Origin of the sequence: Yoonia sp. SS1-5, assembly GCF_038443705.2 — a bacterium.
In the GTDB taxonomy this organism is placed as follows: domain Bacteria; phylum Pseudomonadota; class Alphaproteobacteria; order Rhodobacterales; family Rhodobacteraceae; genus Yoonia; species Yoonia rhodophyticola.
Genome location: NZ_CP151767.2, coordinates 2579904 through 2599407, shown reverse-complemented (window position 1 = coordinate 2599407; position 19504 = coordinate 2579904). Strand labels below are relative to the sequence as shown.

Sequence of the window (19504 nt, the reverse complement as noted above, 5' to 3'; positions counted from 1 at the left end):
AACTAGGCAGCGCACCGGCTGCGGTCAAGCGACAGTAACAGTGTTCAGCGCTTCGTGAAGCAGGTCTGCCGGCAAATGCATCAGCTGGGCGGTTTCGGTCCACAAGATGGCCATTGTCACAATGTGGTCGGGATATATCTGCAAAAGTGCCGCATGATACGCGGCCATCTGCGCCAGAATGCCTTGCGGCGTGTGCTGTGGGGTTTCCGGTGTCAGGCGGTTGGATTTGAAATCGACCGCCAGAACTGTGTCGCCCTGTACGATAAGCCGGTCAATTGTGCCGTGTATCCGGCCAAGGTTATCAATGTCGGCTGTGATATCGACCTCGGCAATGGCATCATTGCCCCAAAGATGGGCGAGGTCAGGCTTTGCCAATAGCGCCATTACGTCGGCCACCAAGGCGGTGTTGTCCGGCCCGGCGATTGCCGTGCCAAGCTGTTCCCGGTTCGTCAGATCGGCCAAGGGCAGATGTTCCAAAAGGCGATGGATGAGATGTCCGCGCGCAAGGGCTGCATCCCGATCTTCGCCTGCCGGGTCGCCATCAAGGATCTTTTTGCCCGGCAGATCGGATGGGGACAGGGTCGTCAGTGGGACGGGCGCTGGAACAGGGTTGAGGTCAGGCACGACAACCGGCGCGGTGGATGCTTGCGCCGCTTGCGTCATTGGTCCCGCATCCCAATCCAGATGTGCCACGCGTTTGATTTCCAGATCGCTGGATGTGGCGTCGATATCACCCCGGTGACGCATGCCGTCGGCCACGATATTATACCAGCTGGCATCACCTTGCCCGACATCGCCTGCGGCACCCACAATCAGCCACTTTTCGGCCCGGGTCATCGCGACATATAGCAAACGAAGCCTTTCACGCGCCTGTTTTGCGATCACCGCATCGCGCAGGGCCGTGACCGCAGGGGCGGACGATTTTGCAGGTGTTTTCCAGATCAAATGCGTCTTGGCCGGAAGCAATTCGGACTTTACCTGAATATCGCGTTTGGCGGTATCCGGAAGAATGACAATCGGGGCCTCCAACCCCTTTGCCCCATGAACGGTCATGACCCTGATCCGGTCACCCTGATTGTCCATCTGTCGTTTGATTTCCAGATCGTCCGTCTGCATCCAGCCCAGAAACCCGGTCAGGCTGGGTATGCCGGTACTTTCATACGCAAGTGCCTGCGACAGCAATGCATCAATCCCATCCTCGGCCTCTTGCCCCAAACGGGCCAGCAGTTTGCGGCGGCCATCATGGCGGATCAGTATCCGCTGGATCAGATCAAAGGGGCGCAGGAAATCCGCCGCCATGTTCAGGTCACGCAGGATGGTGAGGGTCTCGTCGTGGTCAGAATTGCGCAGCGCCGTCCAAAGCAGCGCCTTTTCCGGTCTGCGATGGGCCAAGGTGAACAAATCCTGCTCGGACCAGCCAAATAACGGGGATCGCAGTGCGGCAGCCAATGAAAGATCATCCTCGGGCAGGGCCAGAAACTGCAAAAGTGCTGCGATATCCTTGACCGCAAGCTCGGCACCGACACGCAGCCTGTCTGCGCCGGCAACCTGCAGGCCGGCCGTTTTGCAGGCCCGGATGATTTCGGAAAACAGGTCTGACCGGCGCTGCACAAGGATCAGGATGTCGCCTTCGGTAATTTTGCGGCGTTGGTATTGCGCCGTATTGTCGATCTCGTCCGGGATCGTTTCATGGCGGATCATGTGTTTGATCTGTGCGGCCACGCGTCTGGCCATCAGAACGGTATGATCTGTCTCACTGGGTTGATCGACAGGTTCGTACCATTTGCGGCCGTCGTCGCCCGCAGATTTTTCGATGACTGGCCAAAGGTCAACCCGGCCCGGCATGGTATCCTTGAAGGCGATATGGCTTAGGCTGTCATCCATCCCTTCGGCGCGGTCGCGAATGAAGGTCGCATCAACGACAGAAAGGATCGCCTGCGACGATCGAAAGGAATGATCCAGCGAGGTGACAGCAAACGGCTTGCCGATATCCTTATGCGCGGTTCGAAAGTGGTGGCGCATGTCGTCGAACGCAGCCGGATCTGCGCCCTGAAAGGAGTAAATGGATTGCTTTTTGTCACCGACGACAAAGACGGTCCTTTGCCGCTCTGGCTGGGCGCCTTCGCCGGTGGCGAATTCCTGCGTCAAGCGCTCGATCACGGCCCATTGGGTTGGGCTGGTATCCTGCGCCTCGTCCACCAGAATGTGGTCGATACCCCCATCCAGCCGGAACAGAACCCATTGCGCCACATCGGGATCGGTCAACAACGCCTTTGCCTTGCGGATCAGATCATCAAAATCAAGCGCGCCCATCATCAGTTTGCGCGCCTCGTAGGCCGGGATGAATAATCTGGCAAATTCGTGGATTGCCACAGTGCGATCAAGCGCATCCATCGCCCAGAGATGCGCCTTGGCCGACGCAACCCGGTCCATCCACGCATGTACGGCGTCAGCAATCGGGGCCATGGCGTCAACGGCTTTGCTGTGATTGCTTTGGGGAAAGTTCGTCGATTTCGATTTGCAGCTGCCGGCATAGAGAAACAGATCAAAAAGCGCCTCGAGCGCGGGCCAATTCGGGGTTTGCAGATCAAGTTCCGCCAGTGTCTTGGCAAAGGTCTGGTATGTCTTTGATTGGGCGGCAAACGCTTCCGCGATATCCGCCGCAATGCCCACCTCATCACCCTGAAACGCAATGCTGAATGCGTCATCGCGCTGGGCGGCCGGTGGCAGGCCCAATGTGGTGCAGATCTGGGCAGCAGTGATGTCACTGGAAAAGGCATCGCGCTTTGACGCCACCTCTGCCGTCAGTTCAGCAAGGTCATTGCCGGTGAAATAGCGCAGTATCGCCTCGACCGCGTTGGCATGGGGCCCGGCCACAAGTTCATCAAGAACCTCTGCGCGCAAAAGCTCTGCATCCCGGTCTTCCATTTCACGAAATTGCGGGCTGACCGCAGCCTCCAACGGGAAACGGCGCAATATGGCGGCGCAAAACGAATGGATCGTCTGAATTTTCAAACCACCCGGCGTTTCAATCGCGCGGGCGAACAATGTGCGGGCTTCGCGCAGATCCGTGTCATTGATCGCCTTTTCAACGCCAAGCGTCAGCAGTTCGGACCGCAATGGTGCGTCAGCCATCATTGCCCATGCGCCGAGCCGTTTGAAAAGACGGTTCTGCATTTCTGCAGCGGCGGCCTTGGTGTAGGTCAGGCACAGGATATTTTGTGGTGACACACCTTCCAAAAGCAGCCGGGCCACGCGGTCGGTCAGAACACGGGTCTTCCCGGATCCGGCATTGGCAGACAGCCAGGTTGAAACGCGCGGATCGGCTGCATCGACCTGGCGTTGCGTGGCGGCGTCCCGGATCATGTCAGCACCTGCGGAACCGGATCGTCGCTGGTGTCCCATTCGCCATGGCGGGACAGATGATCATAGGGGCTGACATCTGTTCTGGAAAACAGGGCGAGCCGCGCGGTGTAACCCCGGTCGGGGCGTTGCCAGTTTTCAAAAAGCGTCCCAAGTTCGTCCCAGACTTGCGTTGTTGGCTGCTTATCAAGCGGTGCGGGGACATTCTTCATAGCGCTGTTCACGCCGATAAAAACCGCGGCGTCGACGGGAATTGCATTTAGGGTTTCAAAGGCCCCCCGCTCTGCCATTGCGGCCTCTAGCAGCAGTTGCTTGTCGAAATTCTGCTGTTGTGCCGCACTTGGCACAGCCCCGGTCTTGTAGTCATAGATGATCGCCGATCTGTCGGCGGTCACGTCGATTCTGTCAGCCTTGCAGGTCAGTGTGATGTCGAGATCGGGCAAGGCGGCCTTGCCGGATAGTTCGGTGTGCTGGGCAACGGCAACCTCCTGTCGCGTCACCTCGCCGGCCAGAAACAGATCGGCGCTGCGGTCCAGTCGGGCCAACCATTGCGCGCGGATCGCGGGCCAGGGACAATGGCGGTCCATATGCCGGGCTGCAAGCTGCATGAATGCGTCCCGATCCGTGGGGTCGCACCTGTTCTTGATGAAATCTTCCAGAATACCGTGAATAATAATCCCCCGCAGCGGTGCATCCGGGCTGCGCAGAAGCGGATCAAGCGGATCAAGGCGCAAAACCTTGCGTGCATAAATCGCAAAGGGATCGCGGATCAATGTCTTGATTTGCGTGACAGAAAACGCCTTTGGCCGGTCCTTGACCGGTGGTTGCGGCGACGGGCGCGGTTCGGGTGTAATACGCTGATCCGGTTGGCTGATCTTTGCGGCCGTTGCGGCCCATTCTTGCCCTCGCGCCCGCATTTCTTTCAATGCCAGATCGCCGTGCTGCTTGGGCAGCCCGTCAAGCAGGTTGATCAGCCGATTGACCCAGCGTGACGGCACGGTTTCGGCATCGGCGGATCGCTTGGCGCGCGTGATCCAGACCTCGCGCCCGGAAATCGCCTGCTGGTAGTCATGGGCTGAAAGACCGATCCGCCGTTCCGGCAGCAAAAGCCCTGCCTCTGCCCGCATCTTTCTGTTCAGCCACGGGTCAGGTTTCGGTTGCTCGGGCCAAACCCCGTCATTCATGCCGCCAAGAATTGTCAGGTCGACCCCTTGAACACGCGCCTCCAGCGTACCCCAGATCAGGATATTCGGATGCCCCTTGTCGCGGTCCCGGACCTCACCACCGGCCAGAACGGATCCAAATAGGGCTGCATAGTCCCTGACACTTATGGCCCCGCCGGCGTCGGCCTCTTGCCGCAGCAAATCGCAGATCCGGTAGGCCTCGCGCCCGGCACCTTCCAACCACAATTCGCCCGCACCGTCACCGCCGGGGCCGGCACAAAGCCGTGCCGCCAGATCCAGATGCGCATCAATATGCGTGGACAAGGGTACAACGCGGTTTGCATTCGGCGTGGTCAGGAAGGCCGACACCCAGCTTGCCCAGTCCAATCGCTGCGCGTCCGATCCGGCCCAATGGGCTAGGGTGGCCGGTGTCGGGTTTGGCGGGCCATGCCGGCGCAGATAAAGCTCCAACTCGCGCGTCAGCAGCAAATGCGGCCCGCGATCAGCCCCGCCGGAGTTGCACAGCGGATGTTTGAGGATAATCAGCAATGCCTCGCCGGTCAGCGGTTTTGCCAACATATCAGCCACATGTCGCAGCAAACGCCCGGGCGGTGACAAGGCCAAAGGGATGCCCGCGCTGTCGTCCGGTGTCAGATTCCACCGATCAAGGGCGGCGGTGACTTGCCGGGTCAACATTCTGTCGGGCGAAATCAAGGCGGCCGTTTGCCCGGCGGCCGCCGCTTGCCGCACGCGAAGTGCGATTGTTTCTGCTTCCTCGCGCGGGCTTTCAGCCTCGAGTATTGTCAGACGATCTGCGATGGGCTTCAGATCGCCCAGATCAGGCCCGTCTGCCAACCATTGACTGGTCACGGGCGCTGGGCGCAATGACAGTGACACCAGTTTATTGCGTAGCGGATCATGTGGGGCCGTTTTCGTCCAACATGTCACATCTGGGCGGTCAAACCCGATCAGTTGCATCAGATGGCGAAACCGGTATTGCGGATGATCCCCGGCGGTAAGCGGGTCATCCATGCTTTGCCAGACGTCATCGGGCAAATCAAAATCAAACCCGGGCAATATCAGCGCACCTTGCGGAAGCGCGGCGACGGCTTGCATGAACAGCGCCGTTGCACCGCGCGAGCCGGTAGATCCTGCAACGATGATTGGATGATCGGGCGGGGTTACGGACCAGCGATCGCGCAATGCGGTGATGACCTGCCTTTGCCTGGCCTCTTTATCGGGGGGTTGGTCGGGGTTGGCAAAGAACGGGGCGATGATGCGCAGAAACTTCAGCGCGCGATCCCAATGGCCGGATTGATCGGCAATATCCAGGCGCTCGAACACCTCCGGGCTGACCCCCTCGCCCTGCATTTCATCCATCAGATCAGCGAGGCTGTCGGACAGATCATAAAGTGCGGCGCGGGGGGCAAGATCGGGTTCCTGATCCAGCAATTTCCCGACGAATTGGGACAATTGCAGCCTGCGTCGCAGCGGCGAGACGGGCAGCGGTACATTGGCCGAAACGGGATCATCGGCAAGGCTGGTGATCAGCCTGACGCGCGGCAGCAGACGGGCCGGACCGGTATCAAACACCTCGCGAATACGGCGCTGCATGCGGGCGGTGTTGACGTAGATCTCTGCCCTTGCCCATTGGTCCGGGCGCAGCTTTCGTCCTTTTTCGACCAGACCATCAACAAGGCTTTGGGCGAAATCAACCCCCGGCGCCGTGCCAAAGACGCGTGGCTTGTCGGTCGGGTCAAACACCCAACATTTCCTCGGCAATCGGGATGCCTGCAGGTTGGCCGACATCGCACCACTGACCCTGATAGGTCAGCCCATATAGCCCGCCGCGATCGGCGATCTGATCCCAGATGACGTTCATCGAAAACGCATCCTGCTGCATATCTGCCAAGGTTTCGGTTCGGATCATTTGCACACCCGTATAAATGTCGCCCGGCCCCCGACGAAGCCGCCCGTCTTCAGAGCGCAGAAAGTCACCTTTGCCCAGATGCCCGTGGACATTTTCCTTGGGGACCATCAGCAAAAGCGCCTCCATCTGCGGCTGCCAACCTTGGCGGAGCTGTTCAATCGGGTTCGCCCCACGCCAGACCGCATCCGTATTCATGGTGATGACCGGCGATGTGCCAAGTAGCGGCAGCGCGTGCTTCAGACCGCCGCCCGTCTCGCGCAATTTGTCGGTTTCATCGGAAAAAACGATGTTTCGGGTCCCGAGATGAGCGCGGAGCATATCGGATTTGTAGTGCAGGTTGACGACCTTGGGTTGCAGGTCTGGTGCGTCGGCAAAGCCAAGCGCGTGGTCGATCAGCGCCTTGCTCCCTACTTTGACAAGCGGTTTGGGTTGATCGACGACAAGGTGCCGCATGCGTGTTCCCAACCCGGCTGCAAAGAAAAGGATGGGTTGGGTCATGGGCGCTGGCTTTTTGATGGCGGTTGCAGGCAATCGAGAGTGGCGGCGCGCAGATCCTTCAATGCCGGATCGGCAAGGTCATCCATTAGGTAGGCCCAAACGCGCGGCAAAAACGACAAATAGCGTGGCTTGTTCCGCGCCTTTGCCAATCTGGAAAAGACGGCGAGGATACGCAGATTGCGTTGGACTGCCAGGCAGGACAGCGTTGTTCGAAACCCATCAGGCTGCCGGGTTTGATCGGAAAAATACGCGGCTATTTCTGATGCAAGGCTTGGTTCAATATCGCGTCGTGCATCCCGCAGCAGCGAGGCCAGATCATATCCCGCAGGCGCCATGAACGCATCCTGAAAGTCCAATAGCCCGACCCGGTCCAGACCGGTTTGGTCAGGGCGCCAGATCAGGTTTTCCGCATGGTAGTCACGTAACGCCATTGTGTCCGGTTCCGGCGCCCATGTCGCAAGCGCGGCTTCCATCTGATTGGTCAGATCAGCGATAGGCATGGTCGTATAGTGCGGATGTAGCAGTTCAATCATCTCTGCGCCGGTTTCGGGCGTCATTCTTTTCAGCCCCGGCAAGAGCGTGCGGCCATTCAGCCTGATCGCGACGTCGGCAGCTGCCCGGTATAACGTCACGCTGTCACCGGGGTGCGTGATCAACCAGGTTGCAAAGTCATTTCGACCCAGATCGCCAAGTATCATGAACCCGTTTTTGGGGTCATGCACAAGAATATCAGGTGCGGCAAGCCCATCATCCGTCAGGGCGGCGGCAACGGTCTGAAATGGTCGCGTATCTTCCCCGTTTTCCGGGGGTGCATCCATCAGAATGACGGTCTTGTCACCTTTGCTTAACCGGACATAGCGCCGGGCAGATGCGTCGCCTGCAAGCGGTGATCTGATCCAGTCCGCATAGGTCGTTTGCGCCAGAAAGCTGCTTTGCAGGGCGTCTCTGTCAGACATCCAGGCGCTCGATCCGCGTGTGCCAGTTGGCGGGGGCGTGAATGGCCACATGATGGCCTTGGTCACGCACCGAAAATACAAGCCGCAGCCCATCTGCAGGCGCGCCATTTCCCAGTCGTTCAGGCCATTCAATCAGGCAGATGCTATCGCTTACGGCCTCCTCAAGGCCAAGTTCGAATATCTCGTCGGGATGGGTCAGCCGATAAAGATCGCAGTGCCAGATATCACCATCGTCATGCGTATAGGTTTGTACCAGCGTGAACGTGGGCGACGGGACTTCAAGCCTGTCGTTTTCAAATCGGGCCCGGATCAGGGCGCGACTGAACGCGGATTTTCCGGCACCGATTGGACCGTCCAGTAACAAACTATCGCCGCGTTCAAGCATCGTTGCGAATTGCGCGGCGAGCGCGGCTGTATCAGTCTCTTGCAGAAGCGGTATTTCTATCGTTTTGGTCGTCATGTGCAGACAGTATTGTCTGGGACATCACCTGCAACAGAAATCAGCGCTTATAAGCCAGAAGGGCCGGGTCTGCGTGTTTCACCTTGCGTGCAACCGGGCTGACGGCCGGTGCAAAGCTGAAACGTACCATTGTGCGCCCGCCAACGATGGGATCGGCCTGGCATTTGAGTGGTCGCCCGTCTTCGAACAATGTGCGCGCAGACCATGGTTTGCGTGTTCCCAACAGGTGAATAAATGACCGCAGATCGGCCCACATCGGCGTTGGCGCGCAACGTTCCTGCCAAAGTTGAATCGCGTTTTGCAGCTGTTGTGGCTGGACCTGATCCTGTTCAACCGGTCCCCAAAGGTCACAATACGCTTCGTTTGCCATCACCAGCGTGCCAGCGCTGGAGAATACGGCAATCGCCTCGGGCAGCTTGTCGATAACGGCTTGCCCGGTTTCAATATCAGCGCGGAATCGACGGGTTAGCGAGATTTCGGCGCTGATGTCCTCAAACAGGAACGCGATGGCGCCATCAGGATGAGGCCGGCCCGTCACCCGGTAGGTCTGGCCCTCGGGCAGGTTCCACACTTCGGAATAGCTGCCGTCTTTGGCGGCTTGTTCGAGTGCTACGAATTGATCCCGCCAACTGGCATAATCCTTTGGTTCGGGCAACATGCGCGATTCCCGCAAACGGTCCAGAACCGCATCGACGGTTGGGCGACCGCTTAGGAATTCAAATGGCAAGTTGGTCATGTCGAGCAAGGCAGGATTGAACATGGCAAGCTGGCGTCGTTTGTCAAAAATGGCCAAGCCAATCGACAGTTGTGCAAAGGTCTTGGTCAGCGTTTGGACAAAGTTCCGACGCTCTTGGTCAGCGCGCACAATTGCATTTGCATCATTGGCAAAATGAACGACTGTATCGTCGCGTCTGACACTGGTGATATCGAACCACTGTTCGGCCTTTTGGTCGGCCAACGGCACGGAAAGACGCCGGGTCGAGGGCACGGCGGAAAAGCTCGCCTCGTGCAGATCGGGGAACACTGATTGCTTGGGCCAAACCGGTTGTTCGCTTTGTTCGGTGGCGCGCAATTTATCGCAGAAAGTCAGGTAAGACTGGTTTGCCCATAAAAGCTTGCCCGTCAGATCATCCTGCCAGATCAACTGGGGTGTGTGCTGCGTCAGATGGCGTAAGGTCGCCAGTTCGGCCATGCGGGTATCGCGTTCGATCAGGTCGCGCGCGCCAAAACCGATGGCCTGTTCCTCACCGCCGACCGACAGCCGCAAACGGGTTCCCATGCGTTCGATATCCAACCACAAATTGCCATCTCTGCCATTGCCAAGCCGCTGCACCGGGTTTTCGGTGTCAGACAAGGCATCGGGCAAATCCGGAAAATGCGCCGATAAGGTGTGTATCGCTGCGTCATACTCTGTCATGTGGTCAAGATGGGCGGATATCATGCCCAGCGCATCTTGTGTGGCGTCCAGTAGGGTTTCACCCTCGAAAAGCAACACCGGCCCGGCCACAGAGTCGACTGACCTGGCCGCCTGTGTGTCTTTGCGGTGATCTATCCATCTGGCCGCACAAACAATTGCCCCGGCCCCAAAGGTCGCAGCACACATAATCAACGCGAAATCGACCCAGCTTGCCATCATCGTTGCACATCCAATAATCCCCCGCCGAGCATCCGGCACGAAGGTTAATGTGCAGTTAAGCGCCCATCAGTCCCTAAGCCACGGATCATTCGGCATATTTTCACCCAACGGGCCGGTTTTGGCGGCCTCTATCTGGGCGAGAGATGCGCGGGTCCAACGAACATTGACCACCGCACCGCCTGTGGCCTGCCCCGTCCAGCTGGCGTGGCCATGGCGGCGACTATTGGCAAATTTCAGTTGGGCCCCGGACCGTTCCAAAAGGGTTTTTGCGATGAATAATCCCAGGCCCATCCCCTCGTAAGCTGGCCTGCTCATGCGATCTTCGCTTAGGCGCCGACGTCCGACATAGGGGTCGCCGATCCGGCCAATGACCGATTGCGGAAAGCCCGAGCCGTCATCAGAAATCCGCACGGCGATATTTTCTTCTGACCAGGTGATATCAATCAGAACGCGGCTTTTGGAAAAGTCGACAGCGTTCTGGATCAGGTTGCGCAAGCCATGAATGATCTCCGGACGCCGGGCGATGCTGGGTTGCGCCAATTGGCCCTCGCCCTCTGGGCCGACATTGAATGACACGGTCTTGCCGCGTTCCATATGTGGCTCTGCCGCCTCCCGAACGACTGTTTCAAGCGGGGCATGGCGCAGATGCAGGTCATCTTTACCCGCCCGGCCCATTGAATGCAGGATATCGCGGCACCGGTCCGCCTGTTCACGGATCAGCGCGGCATCCTCGATCAGCTCGGGATTGTTTTCCAGTTCTTCGATCAATTCGCTGCTGACAAGCTTGATGGTTGCCAGCGGTGTCCCCAGTTCATGAGCGGCAGCAGCCACGACGCCCCCCAGATCGGTCAGTTTCTGCTCGCGGGCCAGCGCAAGCTGTGTGGCCAGCAGGGCATCACCCATTGTGTGCATCTCGGTTGTGACCTGCCGGGCATATATAGCCAGAAAGACCACCCCGATCAGCAGAGCGACCCAAAACCCGAATTGAAACAGCCCCGGCAGCGCAAGCGCCGTTCCGTCCGCCGCGGCAATTGGCAGGCTGAACCGGCTGATCAGCGTGATCAGAACAATCGCCGTCAGGCCCAGATATATGGTGCTGCGCAAATGCAGAACCGTTGCGGCAATCGTGACTGGCGCCAGAACCAGCATCGCAAACGGATTATTCAGCCCGCCGGTCAAGAACAGCAACACGCTTAACTGGACGATATCAAACACCAGCCAAAGAGAGGCTTCGCGCTCGGACAGGCGCTTGTTCTCGGGATAGACAAAGCTGGACATCAAATTCGCGACGACTGATGCGCCGATGGTCATTGCAGCATAGCCGACCTCTATCTGCAGGCCATAGATGCGCACGGCCACGATGATGGCAACCAACTGACCCGCCGCTGCAAACCACCGCAATGTGACAAGCGTGCGCTGTCGCACCCAGTTGCTGCGCTGGCGGTCTTGGAACATATCGAATTCAGAAACGGACATGTGATCGAGGAACCCGTGCGACAAGCTAGACCATTGATACGTTGCAGGTCATAGAGGATCAATGCGACCAAACAACGACAGGAGAACGGGATCATGGCCAGGACAATTGCGATCGGCGCCGGTGTTGCGGTTGTTGCCCTTTTGGGCGCCACATACGTGGTCAGCCAACGGGGCGCCCATGACTGTGACAGTGCGGCGGTTGCGGGCGGGGCCATTGGCGGCCCCTTCGAGCTGATCAGCGAGACCGGGGAAACGGTGACCGAGGCCGATGTGATCCAGGAACCAGCGCTGATCTACTTTGGCTATACGTTCTGCCCGGACTTCTGCCCACTTGATGCGGCGCGCAACGCGGCGGCCACGGATCTGCTGGCGGAACAAGGGTTAAGCGTGACGCCCGTCTTCATCACCGTCGACCCGGCGCGCGACACTGTCGAGGTGATGGCCGAATACACCGAAAACTTCCATCCCAAGATGATTGGCCTGACCGGGTCTGATGAACAGGTTGCGGCAGCATCAGCCGCATACCGGACCTATTACCAAAAGGCCGACGACGATCCTGATTATTATCTGGTGGCGCATTCGACCTTTACCTACCTGGTGATGCCGGATGCGGGGTTCGTGGATTTCTTCTCACAATCCGACAGCCCCGAGGATGTCGCAACCAAGGCGGCCTGTTTTATCCGGAACGCATGACCTGTTGACCCGGTAAGACGCTGATCTACTTCAAGGTCGAAGATGACCGAAGGATGGATCATGGACAGCACTGCTCTTGACCTGGGCGAGGATAACAGCCTTCTCCTGGTTGATGATGACGAGGCCTTTTTGCGCAGGCTTGCCAAAGCGATGGAAAAGCGGGGGTTTGCCGTGGAAACGGCAGGGTCCGTCGCGGCGGGACAAGCCATCGCGACCGGGCGGCCACCGGCCTATGCAGTTGTGGACCTGCGGCTGGAAGACGGCAATGGGCTGGACGTGGTAGAGACCTTGCGGGCCCGGCGGCCGGAAAGCCGGATCGTTGTGCTGACGGGATACGGGGCGATTGCGACGGCGGTGGCTGCGGTCAAGATCGGGGCGACGGACTATCTGGCCAAACCAGCAGATGCCACCGACGTGACCAACGCATTGCTCGCCCGGACAGACACACTGCCCCCACCCCCCGAGAACCCGATGAGCGCAGACCGGGTACGCTGGGAACATATCCAGCGGGTCTATGAGCTTTGCGACAGAAACGTCTCCGAGACTGCGCGACGGTTGTCGATGCACCGGCGGACCTTGCAGCGGATATTGGCGAAACGCAGCCCACGTTAGGCGGACCGGACGGCAACGTGAAGTTGGTGCGCCGCTTGCGGTGATTGACGAAAGAGTTGTTTCGGGTCCGGGGCCACCCACGGACGCTGGTGATTTGCAGCGGAAGAGAGGCAAATAACAACGCGCATCGACGCCTCAGATCAATCCGTTGCGTCGCTGTCGGACGGAGAAATTACCTCTTTGTTGGCTCCGAAGGCGGCGGAAAGGCGGCAGCCATCGCCTATACCCTGATCAAAACCGCCAAGCTCAACGCCGTCGACCCCCATGCCCGGCTCACGTGGGTCCTTGCACAGATCGCCGACCAGAAGACCACACGCCTTGACCCACCCACCGAAATCAGGCCACCGAGGCGTTAGTAATCCGTCCAAGCAGAGGATGGACTATGAAACGCAGATTTAGCGACGAACAGATCACCGGGATGATTAACGACTCCGAAGCCGCAGCTTTGGCGGCGCAAGAAGGCAGCGTCCGTAGCAGCTACGGAAATATTGTTACTTGGCGGCATAACTTCGTCCACGAAGGTGTTTGGCCTAACGCAGCAACCTATGGAGATTTGAAGGGCGCTTACGATCATGGAAAAGAACTGATCAGATGTATGGATCGTGCCATGAGACGACAGCCAAAAGGAATAAGCGCTCTTCGTACCATTGTATTTGTCGCGATTTAAGCATCCATTGAGTGTTTTTGGATCAGGCTGATCTATTATCTGCTGAGGCTCCACAGGCCGACACTAAACCACAACCTCCATCTCCACCTGCTCCCCGACCCCAAACACCCGTTTGTAACGCGCAATCTCTTCGGCTGGCCCCATGGCTTTGTTGGGGTTGTCGCTGAGTTTGACGGTGGGGCTTCCGTTGGCCGCGATTGCTTTGCAGACCAATGAAAACGGGGCCAGTGCGTCGTTGGCGACCAGTCCTTTGAAATCGTTTGTCAGCATTGTCCCCCAGCCGAATGACACCCGGCAGCGGCCGGCGAATTGCTGTTGCAGGCTGATGATCTTGTCCACGTCCAGCCCGTCCGAGAAGATCACCAGCTTTTGCTGCGGGTCCTCGCCCCGTGATTTCCACCAGTTGATCGCGGTTTCCGCACCCGTGGCCGGGTCGCCGCTATCCACTCTGATCCCGGTCCAGCCTGCCAGCCAGTCCGGTGCCCCCTCCAGGAACCCTTTGGTGCCGTAAGTGTCCGGCAGGATGATCCGCAGGTTGCCGTCATGTTCCTCGTGCCAGTCGGCCAGCACGTCGTAAGGGGATTGGCGCAAGGCTTGGTCGCTGTCGGCCAGTGCTGCGTAGACCATGGGCAGTTCGTGGGCGTTCGTACCGATCGCCTCGATTTCGCGCATCATGGCGATCCGGCAGTTGGACGTGCCGGTGAAGTTGCCCCCCAGCCCCTCCATCATCGCCTGTACGCACCAGTCCTGCCAAAGGTAGGAATGCCGCCGCCGTGTCCCGAAATCGGCCACGCGCAGATCATCAATCGGCTGTAATTGTTCAATTTTACCCCAGAGTTTGGTCATCGCGCGGGCATAAAGCACCTGCAGCTCGAACTTGCCCATATCCTTCAGGACCGCCCGGCTGCGCAATTCCATGATCACCGCAAGGGCCGGGATTTCCCACAGCATGACCTCGGGCCAGGTCCCTTCGAAAGTCAGCTCATACTGACCGTCTTTCTTTTCAAGATGGTAAGGCGGTAGTTGCAGGTTTTCGAACCACGTCATGAAAGCCGAGGTGAACATCTGCCGTTTGCCATAAAAGGTGTTCCCGCGGAGCCACGTGCTCTCGCCCCGTGTCAGTCGGAGGGAGCGGATATGATCCAGCTGCTCGCGCAATTCGCCTTCGTCAACAAGTTCCGCCAGCCGGATCGTCTTGGTCCGGTTGATCAGTGAGAAGGTGACCTGCGTGTCCGGGTGGTTGCGAAATACCGATTGGCACATCAGTAATTTGTAGAAATCAGTGTCGATGAGTGATCGCACAATAGGGTCGATCTTCCATTTGTGGTTCCAGACACGGGTGGCGATATCGACCATGTGAACTTCCCTCTTGGCTTGAGGGTTTAGAGCAAGGGTTTTGCCGGGGTGCAAGCCTTCGCCGATCAGAGGCCTGATTGACATTCTCTTGCGGGCCAAGTCTTTGTACGCTCATGTCTGGTCCTACCCGTTCCATTCAAGTCGTTGTGATGGTTGTTCTGGCCATGTTTCTGATTGTTGGCGGGGATGCGGCGGGAACCGTGTTGACCACGGCCGGATTTCCCCCGGTCTTCGTGGCCTGGTCACGGTTTGCCTTGGCCGCTGTTCTTCTGGCGCCGTTTTGCGGGCTGACCCGCGCAGAGATCCCGAAGATGATTGATTGGCGTCTGGCCCTGCGCGCAGTCCTGATTGTGGGCGGGATTGTCTGCATTCTGACTGCCCTGCGGACAGAACCGATGGCCAACGTCTTTGGCGGGTTCTTTGTGGGGCCCATTGTATCATACTTTCTGTCGGCCCTATTGCTGGGCGAGCGGGTCACCGTGGCGCGGACGTTGCTGCTATTGGTCAGCTTCTGTGGCGTTCTATTGGTTGTGCGCCCTGGGTTCGGGATGACATCGGGGTTGGGGCTGGCCATTCTGGCCGGATGTTTTCACGGCTGTTATCTGGTCGCCACCCGTTGGCTGGCCGGTGGGTATCGCCCGCGTTTCCTGTTGCTGTCGCAATTGGTGATTGGCGGCATATTGCTGGCCCCGTTTGCGATTGGTCCGCTGCCGGATCTGACCGGAACGGGCGTCGTGTTGATCACCATATCTGCGTTGGGTTCGGCGGCGGGCAATCTTTTGTTGGTCTTGGTCAATCGGACCACACCTGCGGGCGTTGTGGCGCCTTTGATTTATAGCCAACTACTGGCTGCGATGGTGATCGGCTGGCTAGTGTTTTCACAATGGCCGGACGGTTTAAGCCTGTTGGGTCTGTCGATTATTGCGGTTGCTGGCGTCTCATCGGTCTGGTTCGCGGGCCGCGGGCGGTAGGTGTGATGATCTTGGTGGATGAACGATGCGAAAATCAGCTGCCCCAGTCAGATACCGGAGGTTGTCGACATCAGAACCTGCGCGACGAAGGTGACGACAGGGCGTTACTCGCGCAACGGTAACCCTTTACTGCCTTTCAGGGCGTTTTGGGTCCCGAAGGTTTTTTGTGTTTTCCAGATGCAGCTATGTTCAGGTCGTGTGCACGGCTACCCAAGACTACGCAGCAACGCCAACGATGGCTCACCGGTTGGGGAAAGGCCCCGGCTGGCTTGGTAAGCGCTGATGGCTTTGCGGCTGTTGGGACCTATGACGCCGTCCGCACCATCCGTGTCAAAGCCTGCAGCAGTAAGCCTTCTTTGCAGTAATACGCGGTCATCCTTGGTCAGCCCGTTTTCGTCGGGCGGAAATTGGGTCCGCAATGGACCTGCCCCGCCGATGCGATCTGCCAAGTGACCCACGCCGATCGCGTAGGAATCTGAATTATTGTATCGCTTGATCGCGCGAAAATTACGCGTGACCGCAAAGCGCGGGCCGCCCGGTTGAGGCTGAATAACGCTGCCTGGCGAAGTTCCTGCGCCAATTTCGTTGCCCCACCTGACACCACGCACCCAGCCACTGCGCGCAAGATAGGCGGCGGTCGAGGCCAGTGCATCGCTTGGGTCATCGGACCAGATGTCGCGGCGCCCATCGCCGGTAAAATCGACGGCGAAGGATTGATACGACGTTGGAATGAACTGTGTGTGGCCCATGGCCCCGGCCCAACTGCCGGTCATGCGCGCCGCTGTGATGTCGCCCCGTTGCAGGATTTTGAGCGCGGCGACCAGCTGGCTTTCGAAAAACGCGCCCCGGCGCCCGTCATAAGCAAGCGTCGAGGTGGCCGATATGACCGATATATTGCCACGACGCTCACCATAAAAGCTCTCCAGACCCCAAATGGCTGCAATAATCGCGGCATCCACGCCATATGTTTGTTCAAGCGCGGTCAGGGTCGCCCTGTGACGCGCAAAAGCAGCCTTGCCCTTTGCAATCCGTTCGTCCGAGGCGGCTATGGAAAGATAGTCTTCCAAGCTGCGTTTGAATTCCGTCTGATTGCGGTCACGTGTGACGACGCCCGGAATGTATCCTGTGCCGCGAAATCCGGATGCAAGTGTCTCATTTGACAGGCCAAAGCCCGTTGCCCGTGCCCGGAATGCCGCGACCCAGGCGTCATAACCCGCATTTGGAACTGGTCGAAGATCGGCAGGCAACCCCGCAACATCCGAATTGCGCGAGACGATTGGTGCAGCGCTATTGCACGCGACGAGGCCAAAGGCCGCAATGCCGATCCCGAAGCGACGTCTGGTGGTTCTCATATTCCTATGTGCCTCATAGACATGTTGATCGCTGCAGTACGGGGCCGGGTTCGACGCGCAACCCAATAGAAACCGTCTGGTAACGCGCAGCCAGCTGTGTGCCGAGCCCTGCCAAATGCCGGGCATCGCAGGTATTACTCTGGCGCGAGCATATACCCGGCACCACGGACAGTTTGCAGATAGCGCGGCTGCTTCGGGTCAACCTCGATCTTGCGCCGCAAGCGGGTGATCTGCACGTCGACGGCGCGTTCCTGGGTCTGTCCGCCAGAACGGCTCAGCTCTTCGACGAGACGGGCCCGCGTGACAGCCTCGCCCGGGACACTGGAGAATATGCGCATCAACTGGCTTTCCGTGGCGGTCAGGCGCACCAGTTTTTCGCCCTCCCACATCTCGCCGCGCTCGATATCATATCGCACCGGCCCCATGTTCAGCACCTTGGGCAATACCACAGCCGGTTCCGCTGTCGGAACGCGGCGCAGGATCGCGTTGATCCGCAACAGCAGTTCCTTGGGTTCAAAGGGTTTTGCAAGGTAGTCGTCGGCGCCGGCCTCTAGCCCGGTAATGCGATCATCGGTTTCGCCTTTGGCGGTCAACAGCATGATCGGCGTTGTGATCGTCTTGCGCAGGTCGCGGCACAGCGCCATGCCGTCTTCGCCGGGCATCATCACATCCAGCACGATCAGATCAAATTCGAGGCCAGACAGGACCCGTCTGGCATGGGCGGCATCGCGGGCGGTGCTGACCAGAAACCCGGACCGCATCAGAAACTTCTGCAAAAGACCACGAATACGTTCATCATCATCAACAATCAGCAGGTGGGCATCGTCATTCATTCAGGTCTATCCTTCATCGCCTCATAGTGATGGCGGGTCTCATCATCCATCATCGCCTCGAGCACCTGTCGAAACCCTGCAACAGCGGCAGGGCCAGCAGCCCGGTAAGCACTTCGCATCCGGTCCCGCTGCGCGTCCGATAAAGCACGTTCCAACAAAGCGCCTTCCTCGGTCAAGTGCAGATGCCGCTCGCGTTTGTCCTTGGTCCCAACCGTGCTGGATACCAAACCGTCCTCGATCAAGGTACGCAAGACACGATTAAGCGATTGCTTGGTCACACCGAGTATCGAAAGCAGGTTGTTTACTGTTGTGCCAGAATTGCGATGGATAAAGTGGATCGCCCGGTGATGCGCCCGGCCATACCCCTTTTGCCCCAATATCCGGTCGGGATCGGCAGTAAAGCCGCGATAGGCGAAAAACATCGCCTCAATCCCCTTGCGTAGCTGTTCATCCGTCAGGAACAGCAGGCTTTGACCCATATGTGGCTGTGATCCTTCTGGCATCCAGTCCTCCCATACTCTGCCTGAACAATACGTCAGCTTTGTTGACATTCCAAGAATCAACTGCTAGCGAAACACAGAAAATGCGTAATATTATGTCCGAAACGGACCTATGTACGTAATAAATGCAAACATGACGGAGGCAACAATGGCCGGTGCATATGATGACAGAGATGGGAAAATCTGGATGGACGGCCAGTTGGTCGATTGGCGCAGTGCGAATGTCCATATTCTGACCCACGCGATGCACTATGCCTCTTCGGTGTTCGAGGGCGAGCGCTGCTATAGCGGGAAGATCTTCAAATCGCGCGAGCACTCCGAAAGGTTGATCAGATCCGGCCAGCTGATTGATTTCGACATCCCCTATAGTGTCGATGAAATTGAGGCCGCAAAAACCGCAGCATTGCAGGCAAACGGGCTGCAGGACGCTTATGTGCGCGCAGTGGCCTGGCGCGGATCGGGCTCTGACATGGGTGTTGCGGCAGCCGCAAACCCGGTTCACATGGCCGTGGCCGTCTGGGAATGGGGCAACTACTATGGCGACGCCAAGATGAAAGGCGCCAAGCTTGATATTGCCAAGTGGAAACGCCCGTCCCCCGAAACCGCCCCTTCACAAGCGAAGGCGGCAGGGCTTTATATGATCGCCACGATGTCCAAACACGCAGCCGAAGCCAAAGGCTGCTCTGATGCGATGATGTTCGACTACAAGGGCGACGTGGCAGAGGCGACCGGGGCCAATATCTTTTTCGTCAAAGACGGCGAAGTGCACACCCCCGACGCATCTGCGTTCCTGAACGGGATCACCCGGCAAACCGTCATCGGTATGCTGCGGGACAAAGGTATCACCGTCACCGAACGCACAATCAAACCAGAAGAGCTTGAAGGGTTCGAGCAATGCTGGCTGACCGGCACCGCCGCAGAGGTGACGCCAGTGGGCCAGATTGGCGACTATCATTTCGAGGTTGGTGCGTTGACCCGCGAAATTTCCGAAGACTATGAAAAGCTCGTGCGTCGCTAGGGTCAGAAAAGGGGCGGATA

At 58.4% G+C, this 19504-nt stretch carries 16 protein-coding genes and 1 pseudogene; 6 read left to right on the top strand and 11 right to left on the bottom strand.

All coding sequences use genetic code 11. The annotated features are described in order from the left end of the window. Positions 1-24: 24 nt before the first annotated feature. The 7 genes from addA to regB all read right to left on the bottom strand — a co-directional run bounded on the left by addA (position 25) and on the right by regB (position 11482). Entirely contained in the window at positions 25-3366 is a 3342-nt protein-coding gene (gene addA, locus AABB31_RS14275; RefSeq protein WP_342077501.1) for a double-strand break repair helicase AddA, read from the bottom strand. After that, positions 3363-6290, bottom strand: a complete 2928-nt coding sequence (gene addB, locus AABB31_RS14270; RefSeq protein WP_373634900.1) for a double-strand break repair protein AddB — start codon at positions 6288-6290, stop codon at positions 3363-3365. The genes addA and addB overlap by 4 nt, the downstream gene beginning before the upstream one ends. Beyond that, complete coding sequence (locus tag AABB31_RS14265) at positions 6283-6954, bottom strand: nucleotidyltransferase family protein (RefSeq protein WP_342077504.1); 672 nt, start codon at positions 6952-6954, stop codon at positions 6283-6285. The genes addB and AABB31_RS14265 overlap by 8 nt, the downstream gene beginning before the upstream one ends. Continuing rightward, positions 6951-7910: a phosphotransferase gene (locus tag AABB31_RS14260; protein WP_342077505.1), complete on the bottom strand. Its 960-nt coding sequence runs from the start codon at positions 7908-7910 to the stop codon at positions 6951-6953. Before AABB31_RS14260 ends, AABB31_RS14265 begins: the two co-directional genes overlap by 4 nt. Continuing rightward, on the bottom strand, positions 7903-8370 hold the full coding sequence (gene tsaE / locus AABB31_RS14255; RefSeq protein ID WP_342077506.1) for a tRNA (adenosine(37)-N6)-threonylcarbamoyltransferase complex ATPase subunit type 1 TsaE: 468 nt from the start codon (positions 8368-8370) through the stop codon (positions 7903-7905). The genes AABB31_RS14260 and tsaE overlap by 8 nt, the downstream gene beginning before the upstream one ends. 40 nt (positions 8371-8410) lie before the next feature. Further along, positions 8411-10006, bottom strand: coding sequence for a PAS-domain containing protein (locus AABB31_RS14250; protein WP_342077507.1), 1596 nt, complete (start codon positions 10004-10006; stop codon positions 8411-8413). A 66-nt stretch (positions 10007-10072) separates the two neighbouring features. Next, the gene (regB, locus tag AABB31_RS14245) at positions 10073-11482 is read right to left on the bottom strand and encodes a sensor histidine kinase RegB (protein WP_342077508.1); all 1410 of its coding nucleotides are present in this window, start codon (positions 11480-11482) and stop codon (positions 10073-10075) included. Between the two features lie 93 nt (positions 11483-11575). Between regB and AABB31_RS14240 the strand changes: the two genes are divergently transcribed. The 4 genes and pseudogenes from AABB31_RS14240 to AABB31_RS14225 all read left to right on the top strand — a co-directional run bounded on the left by AABB31_RS14240 (position 11576) and on the right by AABB31_RS14225 (position 13454). Further along, positions 11576-12175 carry an SCO family protein gene (locus tag AABB31_RS14240; protein ID WP_342077509.1) on the top strand — a complete coding sequence of 200 codons (600 nt, stop codon included), beginning with the start codon at positions 11576-11578 and terminating at the stop codon, positions 12173-12175. A 60-nt stretch (positions 12176-12235) separates the two neighbouring features. Continuing rightward, positions 12236-12787: an ActR/PrrA/RegA family redox response regulator transcription factor gene (locus AABB31_RS14235; protein ID WP_373634899.1), complete on the top strand. Its 552-nt coding sequence runs from the start codon at positions 12236-12238 to the stop codon at positions 12785-12787. Positions 12788-12900: 113 nt separating this feature from the next. Further along, positions 12901-13143: pseudogene (locus tag AABB31_RS14230) on the top strand (transposase domain-containing protein); the annotation flags it as partial. 26 nt (positions 13144-13169) lie between these two features. Beyond that, positions 13170-13454 carry a HEPN domain-containing protein gene (locus AABB31_RS14225; protein WP_342077510.1) on the top strand — a complete coding sequence of 95 codons (285 nt, stop codon included), beginning with the start codon at positions 13170-13172 and terminating at the stop codon, positions 13452-13454. 63 nt (positions 13455-13517) lie between these two features. Here AABB31_RS14225 and pncB read toward each other — a convergent pair whose 3' ends face one another. Further along, on the bottom strand, positions 13518-14810 hold the full coding sequence (pncB, locus tag AABB31_RS14220; RefSeq protein WP_342077511.1) for a nicotinate phosphoribosyltransferase: 1293 nt from the start codon (positions 14808-14810) through the stop codon (positions 13518-13520). Positions 14811-14923: 113 nt separating this feature from the next. On the opposite strand from pncB, the gene AABB31_RS14215 reads away from it, so the two are divergent. Continuing rightward, a complete protein-coding gene (locus AABB31_RS14215) occupies positions 14924-15781 on the top strand; it encodes a DMT family transporter (protein ID WP_342077512.1) in 858 nt (285 codons plus the stop codon). 206 nt (positions 15782-15987) lie between these two features. On the opposite strand, the gene AABB31_RS14210 is transcribed toward AABB31_RS14215, so the two are convergent. The 3 genes from AABB31_RS14210 to AABB31_RS14200 form a co-directional block, all read right to left on the bottom strand. Beyond that, positions 15988-17133, bottom strand: coding sequence for a lytic murein transglycosylase (locus AABB31_RS14210; RefSeq protein ID WP_342077513.1), 1146 nt, complete (start codon positions 17131-17133; stop codon positions 15988-15990). 134 nt (positions 17134-17267) lie between these two features. Continuing rightward, positions 17268-17966, bottom strand: a complete 699-nt coding sequence (locus AABB31_RS14205) for a response regulator (protein WP_342077514.1) — start codon at positions 17964-17966, stop codon at positions 17268-17270. Then, positions 17963-18469, bottom strand: a complete 507-nt coding sequence (locus tag AABB31_RS14200) for a MarR family transcriptional regulator (protein WP_342077515.1) — start codon at positions 18467-18469, stop codon at positions 17963-17965. The genes AABB31_RS14205 and AABB31_RS14200 overlap by 4 nt, the downstream gene beginning before the upstream one ends. A 145-nt stretch (positions 18470-18614) precedes the next feature. Here AABB31_RS14200 and AABB31_RS14195 point away from each other — a divergent pair, with 145 nt between their 5' ends. Beyond that, a complete protein-coding gene (locus AABB31_RS14195) occupies positions 18615-19484 on the top strand; it encodes a branched-chain amino acid aminotransferase (RefSeq protein WP_342077516.1) in 870 nt (289 codons plus the stop codon). Positions 19485-19504 lie beyond the last annotated feature (20 nt).